This window comes from Dinoroseobacter sp. S124A, from assembly GCF_049801015.1.
GTDB lineage: Bacteria > Pseudomonadota > Alphaproteobacteria > Rhodobacterales > Rhodobacteraceae > Dinoroseobacter.
This window is the reverse complement of sequence record NZ_JBNAGD010000007.1, coordinates 78,769-93,520: the sequence shown is the minus strand read 5'-3', so window position 1 is coordinate 93,520 and position 14,752 is coordinate 78,769. Positions and strand designations below refer to the sequence as shown.

Sequence of the window (14,752 nt, the reverse complement as noted above, 5' to 3'; positions counted from 1 at the left end):
GCGCATCGCGCGCGGGGGCAGAGCCCCCTACTCCGCCGCCACAGGGTCCAGCGCCCGGGCCCCGCCATACTGGTAATAGGCCGCACAGGCCCCTTCCGAGCTGACCATCAGCGCGCCCAAAGGCATCTCCGGCGTGCAGCCCCGGCCGAATTGCGGACATTGCACGGGCTTCATCCGCCCGGTCATCACCGCCCCGCATTCGCAGCCCTCGATCTCTTCGACCACACGGCGCTCGGCGCCATAGCCGATCTCGAACTTCTCTTCCGCGTCGAACGCCGCATAGGCCGCGCGGATCCGCAGACCGCTCGCATCGATCTCGCCCAGCCCGCGCCACTCGAACGTCGGGCGCGGCTCGTAGACATCGGCAATCGCCGCAAGGCTCACCGGGTTGCCATGTTCGGGCACCACACGGGCATACTGGTTCTCGATCTCGGCGCGCCCGTCGCGGATCTGCTCCAGCACCATGAGCACCGATTGCAACAGATCCAGCGGCTCGAACCCGGCCACCACCAGCGGCTTGCCATACTCCTCGGCGATGAAGTCATAAGGATGGATCCCGATCACCATGCTCACATGGCCCGGCCCGACAAACCCGTCGAGCACCATATGCGGATCATCGAGCAGCGCCTTGATCGGGGGCGGCACGGTGATGTGGTTGCAGAACACGCTGAAATTCGTGAGGCCCTCGCGCGCGGCGGCCTGAATGCTCAGCGCGGTCGAGGGCGTCGTGGTCTCAAAGCCCAGCCCAAAGAACACCACCTCGCGATCCGGGTTGCGCCGCGCCAGCTCCAGCGCGTCGAGCGGGGAATAGACCATGCGGATATCCGCCCCATCGGCTTTGGCCTGGAGCAGGGACTTGCGGGTCCCCGGCACGCGCATGGCATCACCAAAGGTTGTGAAGATCACCTCCGGACGTTCGGCCAGCTCCACGCATTCATCGACCCGGCTCATGGGCAGCACGCAGACCGGGCAGCCCGGCCCATGGATGAACTCGATCCCCGGCGGGGTCAGCTTGTCGAGCCCATAGCGAAAGATCGCGTGGGTGTGCCCACCGCAGATTTCCATGATGTGGACGGGTTTCTCGGCGGTCGCACCGATCTCGTCGCAGACTTTTTCAATTGCTGCGAGCACGCCCTTGGCCGCCTTGGGATCCCGGAATTCCTGAACATATTTCATCGCGCACCCTCCCCGGCGAGCATGGCATTGGAGGCCTGCATGGCCTCGATCTCTTCCTGGGCCTCACCCAGTTCGCGCAAGGCCTCCAGCGTCTTGGCGGCCTCGTCGGCATCAATCGCGCTCATGGCGAAGCCCACATGGATCAGCGCCCAGGTCCCGATCAGCTCCTCAAGCGGTCGGTTGCCCGCGACGCAGGCCACATTGACCTCGCGCTTCACGCCCGACACATCGACCTGCGCCATTAGGCGCTCGGGGTCGGTGATGGCCGTTATCTGGCCCGGAATTCCTAGACACATTGGGTTTCCTCCTCAGTCCAGCTCGCGCGCGGTGGTCTCCGGCGCGGGCGTGATGCCGTAGCGGTCGAGCTTGGCGCGCAAGCCGACACGGCTCAGCCCCAGTTCCGCCGCCGCCCGGCTCTTGTTCCATTTCAGCCGCGTGAGCGTCTCGCGCAGGATGCGCATCTCGATCAGCTCGACCCGATCCTTGAGCGAGCCATCGGTCATCGCCGCGGGATCCGCCATCCGGTCATCCGACCCCTCGCCCGGAGCGGTCTGCAGGATATGGCGCGAGATCAGCTCGGCCCCCAGCACATCCTCCTGAGCAAAGATCAGCATCCGCGTGACCTCGTTTTCCAGCTCGCGCAGGTTCCCGGGCCAGTCGTAGTTTTCCAGGAACGACAGCGCGCCATCGGTGAAGCCGCGGACCTTCTTGCCATGCTGGCTGGCCGCTTCGAACAGCATATGGGTCGCAAGGATCGAGATGTCCCCGGGCCGCGCCCGCAGGGGCGGCATGGTCAGCTCGGTCGAGGCCAGCAGGTAGAACAGATCGCTCCGGAACCGGCCCTCGGCCATCATCGCGCGCAGATCCTTGTGCGTCCCGGCCAGAAGCCGCACGTTGGTGGTCTGCACCTCCGTCGCGCCCACGGGCTGGAACGCGCCCTCGCTCAGCACCCGGGTCAGCCTGAGCTGGAATTCCGGGCTGAGCGTGTCGATCCCGCCGAGATAGAGCGTCGCCTGATCGGCCTTGCGCAAAAGCCCGATCTTGTTGGCATTGGAATGCTCCAGCGCGCCGCGGCGCGCGCCAAAAAGCTCGGCCTCCAGAAACGCATCCGGCAGGCCCGCGCAGTTGAACGCGTAGAAGGGGCGATCCGCCCGCAGGGAGGCGTAATGCATCGCCCGCGCCAGATCGGTCTTGCCTGTTCCCACCTCGCCCGTCAGCAGCACGGGCACATCGAAACTCGCGAATTGCCGCGCCTGGGCCACGGTTTCGTTGGTGGGAGAGTTGGTCGCGCGGAGGATGGTCTCGAACCCCATCCCCTCGCGCAGAGCGGCGCGCTGTTTGTCCAGCTTGGTCTGTGCCGTGGTCCCGAGATAGCGCATCTCAAGGCTCATCCGCTCATTGTCACGGCTCAGAGAAAAAAGTTCGGCAGCATTCCGGGCCACCATCAGAAGCTGGTCGGGATGCCAGGGCTTGGGAACGAATTGATAGATCCCCGCCTCATTGATCGCCGCGACCATGGATTCGCCATCCGTATAGCCGGTGATGATGATCCGCACGGTTTCAGGCCAGCGCTCGCGCACATCCGACAGAAGCTCGACCCCCGTCTTCCCGGGCATCCGCTGGTCGCAGAAAATCACCTGGATCCACTCGCGCTCGAGGATGTCCCAGGCCGTCTCTGCGTCAGGCGCGGTGAAGATCTCGAACTCATCCTCCAGCGCCATCCGCATGGAGGTCAGCGAATGCGCCTCGTCATCGACGAGCAGCACCGCTGGCAGGGGCGGTGCCTTGGTCATTCCGCCGCCGCCGCGGTCGCGGTCTTGGCGGCCAGCGCGCGGTGCAGCCAGGCGATCCAGTCGTCCATGCCCTCGCCCGTGCGGGCCGAGACGCGCAGGATCTCGATCTCCGGGTTGACCCGGCGCAGGTTCGTCTCGATCAGGTCGAGATCGATATCGCAATAGGGCGCAAGATCGATCTTGTTCAGGATCGCGAGCCTGGAGGCCGTGAACATATCCGGGTATTTCAGAGGCTTGTCCTCGCCCTCGGTCACCGACAGGATCGCGACCTTGGCGTCCTCGCCCAGATCGAACGCCGCCGGGCAGACAAGGTTGCCGACATTTTCGATGAACAGCATCGCACCCGGATCCAGCGCCAGATGCTCCAGCGCATGGCCCACCATATGCCCGTCCAGATGACAGCCCTTGCCCGTATTGACCTGCACCGCCCGGGCACCGGTCTCGCGGATCCGGTCTGCATCCGCACTCGTCTGCTGGTCGCCCTCGATCACCGCCAGCGGCTGATCGCCCAGCGCCTGGATCGTCTTGCAGAGCAGCGTCGTCTTGCCCGAACCGGGCGACGAGACAAGGTTCAGCGCCAGCGTGCTCAGCTCGGCGAGCTTTGCGCGGTTCTGGTCCGCATAGGCGTCGTTCTTGGACAGGATGCTGGTCTCGATCTCGATCAGCCGCTCCTGACTCATTCCCGGCACTTCCACCCCGGCAGGGCCCTCGCCGAAATGGATGTCGTGACCGTGGTGGTGGTGATGATGGTGATGATCCTGTCCATGGGCATGGCTGTGCCCGCCCGCCTCGATCTTGGCCCCATCGCCGTCGCATCCGCATACCGTGCACATCTCAAGCCACCTCCATATCCTTGATCCGCATCTCATCCCCACCCTGGGGCATCATCTTGCCGCTGCCGCAATCCGGACAGGGGTCCAGGCGGTCATTGATCTCTTTTTCGCTCATGCAGTCATAACAAAGTGCGACCCCCGGCAGGTCGATCAGCTCCAGCGCCGCGTTTTCAGCGGGCGAGCCGCGCATGACCACTTCGAAGGCAAAGCGCAGGGCCTCCTTCTCGACACCGGCAAAGCGCCCAATCTCGAGCCGCAGCCGCGTCACCCGGTCAAAGCTGTGGGTCCGGGCCTGATCCTCGACAATGCCGCGGATCCCTTCGCAGAGGGACATCTCATGCATGGGCGGGCTCCGGTTGTTCGGCAACGGGGGCGCAAGGGTCGAGGATCGCCAGCAGCAGGCCGACCCGCGCCCGCGTCGGGGTGTTCAGCCGCGCGAGGGCCTGATGCATCGGGCCCTCCGGAGCGGTGCCGTGATCCGTGGGGGTCGCACGGGCAAACTCCGTGACCCGACCTTGCGCATCGCAACGGGCGCGACAGAAATACGTACCACGCGCGGCGGCAACCTCGGCGGTGCCATCGGCACGGCGGCGCGCGCGGGGCTGCCAGCCCTGGGCCAGCGCCTCGGCCTCCAGCGCCCGGGCCGTCGCACGCCAGAGGGGGCCACGGCCATAGAACCCTTCGATGTCACTCAGCAGCGGATGATCGCCCCGCCGCCCGGCCGCCGAGTTCTCACACGCGGCGCCGTTGAATGGATCGCCGGTGCCGGCCAGGGGCAGCGGCGCGCAGACCGCATCGCCCGGCCCGAACTGCGCCTCGATCCGGCGCAGCACCGCTAGCCCCGGCGCATCCGCATTGCGCAACAGGTCGAGAAAGCTCGTCAGCGTATGGGGCAGCGGGTCCGGACCAAACAGCGCCGCGCGCAAGCCCTCCCCCGCCAGGTGGAGCAGCTCGGGGCGGGCAGAGAGCCCCAGATGGCCGGGCCAGCGCAGGGCAAAGACCAGCACATGCTCGCGCAGGATCTCGGCATGGAGCGCCTGCCCCTCGCCCGGCAGGGGCGGCAGGTCCAGCGCCAGCCGCGCCGCCACCCGCTGGGTCACCGCGCAGACATTGAAGATCCGGGGCAGCAGCACGGCGGCCTCCTCGGCGGGCCGCCCGGACAGGTAGGCCCCGATCGGCATCGCAGCCCCGGGGATCAGGCGCGGGGGGGCGCCTGCCTCGGTCCAGTGCAACTGCAGCCCGGTGCCCGCCATGATCTCAGCTCTCGCCCCCGGCCAGACCACCGGAAATTACCGCCCGGCGCGATGGGGCCTCGGCAAGGATCGCGGCCTTGGCGGCCTCGGTCTCGGCCACCGCGCGGGCCTTGGCCTCCGCCTCGGTCTCTGCATCCGCCGCCGCTTCGGCCTCGGCCACCGCATCAAGCTCGGCCTGCCGGGTCGCGCGGATCTCGGCGGCGCGGTCGGTCTCGGCCCGGTTGTTCTCGTCAAAGAGCGCAACCATCACCGCGCGGGCCGTATCCAGCGCCTGCATCTGGCTGTTGAAAGCCTCCATCGGCGAGAAGAGCGAGCAGGCCTTGTAGCCCCCCACGGTCTCGCGCGTGTTGTGCAGGAACTCATAGGTGCCCGAGGGGAAATCGTGGTTCTCCTTGGCGCCGGGGGTCAGGTCGGCCCAATCCTCCTCGCGCCCGGGCAGCAGAACGAGGTTCATGAACCAGGGCGACACCAGCACGCCGAGATAGCCCGTCCCATGGCCGCGGAAGCCCACGGCCTCCACATGGAGCGCCTTGTTGATGATCGGCACGTCGCGCATCTTGGCATGATAGATCTCGGTGAAATCCGCCACGAGAGCGCGCACGGCCTCCTCCATATGGGCGGAGGTCTCGGCGGCGACCGAGCCCGGATCGTCCAGAACCAGAAACTGCTCCTTGGGCGCGTCGCAATTGGGGCAGGACCAATCCTCGGGCAGCGCGCTGAAAGGTGTGCCCGGCAGGACCTGACGATGCTCGTCGCCCTCGGCCGGATCATAGGGGGTCCAGCAGATCTTGCACTCCATCACCGCCTGGGCGCTGATCTTGGCATCCGCCCCCATATAGGAGCCTTCGAACCCGGGGGTCATGCCCTGTGCCGTGCTCATCGGATCGCCTCCAGCACTTCGCGCAGGCGCTCGGCACTGTCGATCAGATCCTCGGAGGCGGCCAGCGCGACCTCGGGCATGGCACCTACTTCGTAGGTATCCAGAATGCGCGTATCCATCGAGTTGAAGAACTGCACATGCCAGACATGGGGCGTGGCCGTGGCCGTCACCCGGCAATTGCCATAGCCCCGGCTGAGCACATCGACCGAGCCCGTCCCGAGCGTCGCGGCCAGCCAGTCGAGATCGGCCTCCGTATGGGGCAGCAGGGTCAGGTTCACCACATGGGTCTCGACCCCCGGCCCGAAAGCGGCGGACTTGTCGCGCAGCTCGGCCAGAAGCGCCGGGGCATTCACCACCTGCGCGGTCAGCGGCGCATCGGTGCCAAGCGCCGGGGCCACCGGGTCAAAGGCCCGGTCCCGCGCGGCCTGCGGCACGGGCGCGATCTCGATCAGATCGACCTCCGCGCCCTTGATCTGCCAGACACCGGCAAAGACGCTTTCCTGCACGGCTAGCGCCGGCACCCCGCGCAGCTTCATCGACACCTCGCCATCGCCCATGGTCTCGGCCATCAGCGCCCGGTTCGGCCCGTCCAGCGGCCGCAGGTCGAACTGCTCGGGCGCACCGCCAAGCCCGACCCGGTCAGCGGCATCCGCCATCTCGGCCAGCATCCGCAGGGCGGTGCCGACATCCGCTTCGATCTCGTCGATCTCGGGCAGATGGGTGGAATAGGTCCGCATCCCCGAGGGCAGCGGCATGTATTCGAGCTCGGGCCCCTCGCTGGGATCGGGTTGCGAGCCGGGGCCAAACCCGGTGGGCGGCAGGTGAAAGTTCTGTGCCATGGCGCCCTCCTCAGGCGGTCTCAAGTTGCAGGATGCGAGTGACGCGGGCCATGTAATCGTCCCAGTCGCGCACCTTGGGGATCGCGCCGATCATGGCGCCATCGCGGAAAAAGATCAGGCTCGGCGTCTTGAACACGCCCGCCGCCTTGAGGATGTCCTGCTCCACCGCCGGGGTGGCGATGGCCACGTCGAACCGGTTCTGAAAGGCCTGCCGGATCTCGGGCAGGATCACCGCCACATCCGTGCTCTCGAGGTTGCGTGCGGGATCGCCGGGGGCAAAGACGCAATGCGCCCCGGGCGCGGCAAGCAGCGCCTCGAACGCGCCGAGATCCTCCAGCCGTGCCCAGCCCAGCTCGTCGGTCAATCGTGTGATCAAAAAGGCCATGGGGATTATCCTGTGGTTTTGCCAGCGGCTGCCGCCGCGGCGAGATGGGGGGGAAGTTGCGGGCCGCGCGCCTCGAGATCGGCGAAGGCATCGCCCAGCCCGTCTCCGGCCATGAGCGATCTCAGACCACCCAGCGCCGCCGAGATCTTGGCCGCCTCATCCGCGTCGAGCACTTCGCGCGATGCCCCGAGAAAGGTCAGCAGCCAGACGCCGGGGATCGCGTCGGGGGTGAGCGAGATATCGATCAGCTCTTCGCGCTGGCCATCGCTGCATTGGGCGGCAATCCCGTCGATCGAGATCACCTGCATGGGGACGCCGAGGCACATGGGCTCAGGCTCCCGCCGGGAAGAACCGGGCATCGCCCGTGCGGCAGGCCTCCTCCTCGGAGGGGCGACCGGCTTCATAGGCATCGCGCAGGATCGCCGGGTCCGCCAGCAGGTCCGCAGCACTCTGGCCGGGTTCCGCCGTGACCCCGTGGCGCGCCAGGTAGTCCAGCGCGATCTCAATGGCCGGGGCGATCCGCTCGGCCACCAGCGGGCGCAGACCCCCGCCGTAATCCTCCAGCTCGACCGGCTGCACCCCGATCAGGCACAGCTTCTCGGGCACTGATCCATCAGTTGCGCCGTGGCGATCACATCCTGAAATCCGGTCTGGTGCAGGCTCATCTTCTTGGCGCCCATGAAGCGGGGCACCTCGTCATCCTCGACCACCTTGATGGTGCCGGGCTCCAGCCCGTAATCCACCGCGTCAAAGACCAAGAGCACATCCGCCTCTTCGAGAAACGGCAACAGGTAGAGCCCCTGCGTCCCGCCATCGAGCAATGTGACATGGTCAGGAAATTTCCACCGGCGGGCCAGCTCCTCTACGGCGCGCACGCCAAAGCCTTCATCCGCCCAAAGCACATTTCCGATCCCGAGGATCAGCACACGCTGTGTCATTCTGTCAATTCCCCCCGCAGACCGGTTTGTTTGTTTCCGATTTCTACCGCGAATGTTCAAAGCGTTGTCAGTTGCGCGGAAGTTGTCAGGCAGACTTTCTGCCGCACCACCTCAAACCCTTGATTTCAGGATACTATTGCATGCAATTCCTGTGTTTTTCCGGAATTAGCATGAAAAGTTTCTTTCCACTTTGTGGATCAGACGGATGCTTTGATGCCACAACAGAAAAGGGCGCCCCGAAGGACGCCCTCTGGGGGGATATGATTCCACCTTACTCGGGGCGGTCATCCTTGAAGGTCCGATGCCCGGAAATCATCGTCGAAACCATGGATTGGCGTGACATGATATCCTCGCGGATCGCCGCGTAGATATGGATGATCGCGAAGACCACGATCGCCCACATCCCCAGATGGTGCAGCGTGTGCATCGTCTGGCTGCCACCGACCCAGACCAGAAGCGGCCCGAAGATGCTCTCGAGCGTCGAGCCCGCGCCGATCCCCTCGGCATAGAGCGCAAAGCCCGTGACGATCATGAAGCTGAGCCCCACGGTCATGAAGAAGAACATCGCCACTTGCGCCAATGGGTTATGGCCCACGTATTTCTTCGGCTCCTTTTCCAGGAACATGTACCAGCGCAGCTCGAACAGGATCTCAGCCCACCAGTGCCGGTTGAAGATCGGCAGGTAGAACATCTGCCGCGCATGGTGGTTGCCCACCATCGCCCAGTAGATCCGCCCGAAAAAGCCGATGGTCATGATCATGGCCGCCGCGAAATGGGCAAAGCGGATATAACCGAAGACGAACTGGTCCGTGGCCTCGCCGATGATCATCGTGGGCGGCGGGGAGCCGATGAAATAGCCCGTCACGCAGAGCACGACGATGGCCAGCGCATTGATCCAGTGCCAGAGCCGGACAGGGGCCTGGTAGACATAGACCGAGGTGCGGCGGCGGATGCTGTCGATATCCTCCGCCGTGGCATCCCCGGTCAGCCGCGAAGAGGGCAGCGGCTCCACCTCGGCGTTGGGCTTGTGGATGGTGCGGGTGCTGGTGTTCATGGCAGCCCCCTCATTCCGACTTGCGGCCAAGCCGCGCCCGCAAGGCCGGCAGGGCCAGCCCGAATGCGTAGCCCAGCGCGGCCACGACCAGCAGGTGGTCGACCGATGTGAGCCAATGGATCACGCCGGCCTCGGCCTCGGGGTGGCCGGGATGGGCAAGTGCCGCCCCGGCCGTCAGCAGGTAAATCGCTGCGGTTTTCATGATCACGCCCTCCCTCAGCGTACTTTGACAGTGGTCAGCTCATCCCCGTCCGGCGACATCACATGGGTCGAACAGGCAAGGCAGGGATCGAAGCTGTGCAGCGTGCGCAGGATCTCGACCGGCTCCTCGGGCCGCTCCATGGGGGTGTTCATCAGACTGGCCTCGAAGGCGCCGATATTGCCGTCCTTGTCCCGGGGCGAGCCGTTCCAGGTGGTCGGAACCACGCATTGGTAGTTCTCGATCCGGCCATCCTTGACCTGCACCCAGTGGCCGAGCGCGCCGCGCGGGGCCTCGGTCATGCCGACGCCCTTGGCCTCTTTCGGCCAGCTCGACGGATCCCACTTCTCGATATTCGCGGTGCTCTCGTCGCCGTTCTTGATGTTGGTGACGAGCTTGTCGAAGAAGTATTTCTGCAAGCGTCCGCAATACTCGGACTCCAGCGCCCGCGCCGCGGTCCGCCCCAGCGTCGAGAAGAGCGCCTTCACCGGCAGATCCATGGTCCGCAAAAGGCCCGTGACCTGTTCCGAGATGTCCTCGTGGCCCTTGGCATACCCGATGATGTAGCGCGAGAGCGGTCCAACCTCCATCGCGTGACCCCGCCAGCGCGGCGCCTTGATCCACGAGTATTTCGCGGCCTCGTCGATCTCCTTGATGTTGGTCTTGGTGCCCTTGAGGTTCGGTCCCAGCTCGAACTTCGCCTCGGTCACCCCGTCCCACGGATGCAGGCCCTTGCCCGGCTCGCCATAGTCATACCAGGAGTGGTCGACGAATTCCTGAACCTGCTCGGGATCGCGCACATCCACGTCATGGACTGTGCTCAGATCCCCGTTGATGATCGCTCCGCGCGGCAGGTGCAGCTGGTCCGCGTCGAAATTGTTGGCATGCTCGGGGATATCCCCATAGGCCAGCACCGCCTGCGAGCTCAGACCACCGCCATAGAGCCAGGACTTGTAGAACCCGCCAATGGCGATCACGTCCGGGATATAGACGTTCTTGTTGAACTCGATGCACTTGTCGATGATGGAGCTGACCATGTTCAGCCGCTCCATGTTGATCGCGCCGGTCGCGCCATCGCCATGGACGTTGATCGGGCACGGCACCCCGCCCACCAGCCAGTTCGGATGGGGGTTCTTGCCGCCAAAGATCGCGTGGACCTTGACGATTTCCTTCTGGAGATCCAGCGCCTCCAGGTAGTGGGTCGTCGCCATCAGATCCGCTTCGGGCGGCAGTTTATAGGCCGGGTTGTCCCAATAGCCGTTCTTGAACAGACCCAGCTGCCCGCTTTCCACGAATTTCTTCAGGCGGTTCTGCACATCGCGGAAATAGCCCGGCGAGGACATGGGATGGCTCGGCGAGACCATCTGCTGCAACTCCGAGGTCGCCTTGGGATCGGCCCGCAGGGCATTGACCGGGTTCACCCAGTCCAGCGCGTGCAGATGATAGAAATGCACCACGTGGTCATGGATCTGCAGGTTGAGCTGCATGATATTGCGGATCGAGTTGGCGTTATCCGGGATGGTGATCCCCAGCGCATCCTCGACCGCACGCACGCTCGTCAGCGCGTGGGTCCCGGTGCAGACCCCGCAGATCCGCTCGGTAAACGCCCAGGCGTCGCGCGGGTCGCGCCCCTTGAGGATCACCTCGAGCCCCCGCCACATGGTCCCGGTCGAGACCGCGTTGCGGATCACCCCCTCGTCATCCACGTTCACTTCGCAGCGCATATGGCCTTCGATCCGGGTGACCGGATCGACGACGATCCGCTTGCCCGAGTTGTCCAGCGTGTAGCCGTTTGGTGTTTGAATGGTCATCTATCAGACCTCCTCGGACGCATCGGATTGCGTTTTCTTCTGGGCCGCTTTCAGGGCCGACACCGCCGCATGAAGCGCCACGCCCCCGCCCACGACACCGGCGGCCGCAAGGCCCACCTGGTCGGCGTTTTTCTCGATCCCGAATTGCTTGATGTCAGTGAGCCGGTCGTAGAACGACCCCTGATCCCAGAACCCGTCCTCGGAACAGCCGATGCAGCCATGGCCGGACTGGATCGGGAAGGATGTCCCCTCGTTCCAGCGCACGGTCGAGCAGGCGTTGTAGGTGGTCGGCCCCTTGCAGCCCATCTTGTAGAGACAATAGCCCTTGCGCGCATTGTCATCGTCCCACTCCTCGACGAACTGACCCGCGTCGAAATGGGGGCGGCGATAGCACTTGTCGTGGATCCGCTGGGAGTAGAACATCTTCGGGCGGCCCTGCCGGTCGAGCTCGGGCATCCGCTCGAAGGTGAGCATATAGGTGATCACCCCGGTCATGACCTCGGCGATCGGCGGGCAGCCGGGCACCTTGATGATCGGCTTGTCGGTGATGACCTTGTGCACCGGTGTGGCCTGGGTCGGGTTCGGCTTGGCCGCCTGCACACAGCCATAGGAGGCGCAGGCCCCCCAGCTAATGATCGCCTTGGCATCCTTGGCCGCGTATTTCAGCTTCTCGACAAAGGGCTTGCCGCCGGAGATGCAGAACATTCCGTCCTCGTTCAGGGGCGGGTTGCCCTCCACCGCGAGGATGTAGTTGCCCTTGTACTTCTCGATCGTGTCCGCCATCGCCGCCTCGGCCGCATGGCCCGCCGCCGCCATGAGCGTATCGTCGTAATCGAGGCTGATCATCGACAGGACCACATCTTTGGCCAGCGGATGGGCCGAGCGGATGAAGCTCTCGGAACAGCAGGTGCATTCCAGCCCATGCACCCAGATCACCGGGGTGCGCGGCTTGGTTTCCATCGCATGGGCGATCTTCGGCACGAAGGACGGCCCGAGCCCGAGAGCCGCCGCCGTCAACGAGCAATATTTCATGAAACTGCGCCGGGTGATCCCCTGTCGCCGCATCACGTCATAAAAGGTTTCGATCTCACTCACCGGGGGTCCTCCATTCACTGTCCCTACGCTCCGGGATCCTTGTGAACGGACCTCTGGACGCGCTTTGGCCCAGTAGGCGCCGGAATGGAAATAAGGGGCAAACGGCTGGGTCGGTATTTGTGTGCGACGGAATACCGTATTGTTTTCAGATACTTGATCCGATTTTCACCAAGGCAACGCCCGAAAAGCCGGTGATCGGGTTTCCAGTTTCCAGCGAGGGGTGGGAAGTTTCTATCCGCCGGGCAACAGCCGCGCTGACGCCACCGCCGCCTGCCCCAGCGCGAGTCCCCCGTCATTGGCAGGCACCTTGGCATGGCTCAGAACAGGCCCGTCGCCAAGCGCCGCGCGGGTCAGCTCGGACAGGAGCGCATTCTGGAAGCACCCGCCCGACAGGACCACCGCCGACGCCCGCCCGGAGGCAAGACAGGCCCGCGCCGGGGCGGCAAACGCCTCCGCCATCCACAAATGTGCGTTATGGGCCAGCGCCGCCCGGTCCATCCCGGCGTCGCACCCGGCCACCAGCCCTCGGATCAGCGCGCCGGGGTCCAGCACGCCCTCGGCCCTGCCCGCCGCCAAGGCCCACGCCGCCGGCGCTGCCCCGCGCGCCTTGTTCGCCAAAGCCTCCAGCCGCATGGCCGCCTCGCCCTCGTAGCTTTGCCCATCCGGGCAGATCCCTAGGATCGCCGCCACCGCATCAAAGAGCCGCCCGGCACTGGACGAAAGCGGCGCATTCACCCCGGCCTTCGCCGCCTGCCGCAGCAAGGTTCGGGGCCTCTCGGCGAAGGCCTGATCCGCCCAATCGCCCAGACCCGCCGCATCGAGCCGCATCAGGGCATTGCGCCACGGCTCTGCCTGCGCCCGGTCCCCCCCGACCAGCGGCACGGGGCTCAGCCAGGCCAACCGCTCGAAGCTGGCATAGTCCCCCAGCAGGACCTCGCCGCCCCAAACCGTGCCATCGGGGCCGAGCCCCAGCCCGTCCAGAATGATCCCCACCACAGGACCAGCCTCCAGCGGCCAGCCGTTCTCCGCCATGCAGGCCGCCATATGGGCGTGGTGGTGCTGCACCTCGATCAGCGGCACGCCGAGCGCCGCCGCCCGTGCCGCCCCATGGCGCGAGGCGTGAAACTCCGGGTGCAGATCGCAGGCCACCGCCGCAGGCGCATGGTCAAACAGGGCCGCGTAATCCGCATCCGCCTGATCGAAGGCCTCAATGGTCAGCAGATTGTCCATCTCGCCCAAATGATGCCCGAGCAGCGCCTCGCCCCCCTTGGTCAGGCAAATCGCGCCCTTCATCTGCCCGCCATAGGCCACGACGGGCGGCGCATCGCGCAGCCCCTCGGGCAAGGGCAGCGTGCCCGGCACCTGCCCCCGCGCCCGGCGCAGCACCATGGGTCCCGAGGGCAGGACCCGCATCACGCTGTCATCGAGCCGCCGCCGGATTTCCCGGTCATGCATCAGGAAGGCATCGGCAAACCCGCCGAGCTTCTCCCGCGCCTCGGTATTGCCGATCACCTGCGGCTCGCCCGAGAGGTTGCCCGAGGTCATGACCAGTGGCCCGCCAAACGCATCGAGCAACAGGTGATGCAAGGGCGTGTTCGGCAACATCCAACCCAACGTATCCATCCCCGGCGCGACCGCCTCCGGCAAGGCCTCGCCCCGCGCGGGCAGCAGCAGAATCGGCGCAGCCGGGCTCCGCAGCATCGCGACCTCTTCCGCGCCCATCTCAGCATGGCGCGCGATCATCTCCGGCGTTCCCATCAAGGCAAAGGGTTTGGCCGGTCGTCTCTTGCGCTGCCGCAAGCGAGTAACGGCCGAGCCGTTGCGCGCGTCCACGGCGAGATGAAAGCCCCCCAGCCCCTTGATGGCGACCACCTCACCCGCCGCGAGCGACCGCGCGGCCATGTCAATGGCCGCGCCACCGACCTCCCCCGCGCCACGCTCGAACCCCAGGCGCGGCCCGCAATCCGAGCAGGCGATCGGTTGCGCGTGAAACCGGCGATCCTCCGGATCCTCGTATTCCGCCCGGCACGCGTCACACATCGGAAACGCCGCCATGGCGGTCTGACCCCGGTCATAGGGCAGCGCATCGATGATCGTCAGCCGTGGCCCGCAATGGGTGCAATTGGCAAAGGGATAGCCATAGCGCCGCTCGGTCGAGTCCCGGATCTCGGCCAGACAGGCGGCACATGTCGCGGCATCCGGGGTGATCCGCGTCTGGTTCCCGGCCCCGGCGCTCGCGGCAATCGAGAACCCCTCGGGCGGCACCCCGTCCAGCGGGCCGATCTCGACCGCGCCGACCTGCGCCAGCGGCGGGGCCTTGGCCGTGATCTCGGCGGCAAACCCGTCCAGATCCGCGCCCCAGACATGGATCAGCACGCCTTCAGGGTCGTTCAGAACCTCGCCCCGGAGCCCCCGCGCCCGGGCGAGCTGCCAGATGAACGGGCGAAACCCGACCCCCTGCACCTGCCCGCGCACGCGGATCCGGCGGCCCTCCAT

Annotated in this window: 15 protein-coding genes and 1 pseudogene; all 16 read right to left on the bottom strand. The window is 65.9% G+C overall.

Annotation, left to right across the window (positions count from 1 at the left end; translation table 11 throughout):
- Window positions 1–27 precede the first annotated feature (27 nt).
- Complete coding sequence (gene hypD / locus ACP15I_RS17100) at window positions 28–1,176, bottom strand: hydrogenase formation protein HypD (protein ID WP_424976007.1); 1,149 nt, start codon at window positions 1,174–1,176, stop codon at window positions 28–30.
- On the bottom strand, window positions 1,173–1,472 hold the full coding sequence (locus ACP15I_RS17095; protein ID WP_424965509.1) for a HypC/HybG/HupF family hydrogenase formation chaperone: 300 nt from the start codon (window positions 1,470–1,472) through the stop codon (window positions 1,173–1,175). Before ACP15I_RS17095 ends, hypD begins: the two co-directional genes overlap by 4 nt.
- 12 nt (window positions 1,473–1,484) lie before the next feature.
- Complete coding sequence (locus tag ACP15I_RS17090; RefSeq protein WP_424965508.1) at window positions 1,485–2,969, bottom strand: sigma-54-dependent transcriptional regulator; 1,485 nt, start codon at window positions 2,967–2,969, stop codon at window positions 1,485–1,487.
- A complete protein-coding gene (hypB, locus tag ACP15I_RS17085) occupies window positions 2,966–3,802 on the bottom strand; it encodes a hydrogenase nickel incorporation protein HypB (protein WP_424976006.1) in 837 nt (278 codons plus the stop codon). Before hypB ends, ACP15I_RS17090 begins: the two co-directional genes overlap by 4 nt.
- Before the next feature lies 1 nt (window position 3,803).
- On the bottom strand, window positions 3,804–4,145 hold the full coding sequence (gene hypA, locus ACP15I_RS17080) for a hydrogenase maturation nickel metallochaperone HypA (protein ID WP_424965506.1): 342 nt from the start codon (window positions 4,143–4,145) through the stop codon (window positions 3,804–3,806).
- Complete coding sequence (locus ACP15I_RS17075) at window positions 4,138–5,055, bottom strand: hypothetical protein (protein WP_424976005.1); 918 nt, start codon at window positions 5,053–5,055, stop codon at window positions 4,138–4,140. Before ACP15I_RS17075 ends, hypA begins: the two co-directional genes overlap by 8 nt.
- 4 nt (window positions 5,056–5,059) lie before the next feature.
- Window positions 5,060–5,935: a [NiFe]-hydrogenase assembly chaperone HybE gene (locus ACP15I_RS17070; RefSeq protein ID WP_424976004.1), complete on the bottom strand. Its 876-nt coding sequence runs from the start codon at window positions 5,933–5,935 to the stop codon at window positions 5,060–5,062.
- Window positions 5,932–6,774 (bottom strand): hydrogenase expression/formation C-terminal domain-containing protein, encoded by an 843-nt coding sequence (locus tag ACP15I_RS17065; RefSeq protein WP_424976003.1) that lies wholly within the window; start codon window positions 6,772–6,774, stop codon window positions 5,932–5,934. Before ACP15I_RS17065 ends, ACP15I_RS17070 begins: the two co-directional genes overlap by 4 nt.
- Window positions 6,775–6,784: 10 nt before the next feature.
- Window positions 6,785–7,159: a hydrogenase accessory protein gene (locus ACP15I_RS17060; RefSeq protein WP_424976002.1), complete on the bottom strand. Its 375-nt coding sequence runs from the start codon at window positions 7,157–7,159 to the stop codon at window positions 6,785–6,787.
- A 5-nt stretch (window positions 7,160–7,164) separates the two neighbouring features.
- Window positions 7,165–7,485 (bottom strand): HypC/HybG/HupF family hydrogenase formation chaperone, encoded by a 321-nt coding sequence (locus ACP15I_RS17055; protein WP_424965501.1) that lies wholly within the window; start codon window positions 7,483–7,485, stop codon window positions 7,165–7,167.
- 4 nt (window positions 7,486–7,489) lie between these two features.
- Window positions 7,490–8,097 (bottom strand): annotated as a pseudogene (locus tag ACP15I_RS17050) (HyaD/HybD family hydrogenase maturation endopeptidase).
- 271 nt (window positions 8,098–8,368) lie between these two features.
- Window positions 8,369–9,151 (bottom strand): Ni/Fe-hydrogenase, b-type cytochrome subunit, encoded by a 783-nt coding sequence (gene cybH, locus ACP15I_RS17045; RefSeq protein WP_424976001.1) that lies wholly within the window; start codon window positions 9,149–9,151, stop codon window positions 8,369–8,371.
- 10 nt (window positions 9,152–9,161) lie between these two features.
- Window positions 9,162–9,353 (bottom strand): HupE/UreJ family protein, encoded by a 192-nt coding sequence (locus ACP15I_RS17040; protein WP_424965498.1) that lies wholly within the window; start codon window positions 9,351–9,353, stop codon window positions 9,162–9,164.
- Between the two features lie 14 nt (window positions 9,354–9,367).
- Window positions 9,368–11,161, bottom strand: a complete 1,794-nt coding sequence (locus tag ACP15I_RS17035) for a nickel-dependent hydrogenase large subunit (RefSeq protein ID WP_424976000.1) — start codon at window positions 11,159–11,161, stop codon at window positions 9,368–9,370.
- A 3-nt stretch (window positions 11,162–11,164) separates the two neighbouring features.
- Window positions 11,165–12,256: a hydrogenase small subunit gene (locus tag ACP15I_RS17030; protein ID WP_424965496.1), complete on the bottom strand. Its 1,092-nt coding sequence runs from the start codon at window positions 12,254–12,256 to the stop codon at window positions 11,165–11,167.
- Between the two features lie 231 nt (window positions 12,257–12,487).
- Window positions 12,488–14,752, bottom strand: coding sequence for a carbamoyltransferase HypF (gene hypF / locus ACP15I_RS17025; protein WP_424975999.1), 2,265 nt, complete (start codon window positions 14,750–14,752; stop codon window positions 12,488–12,490).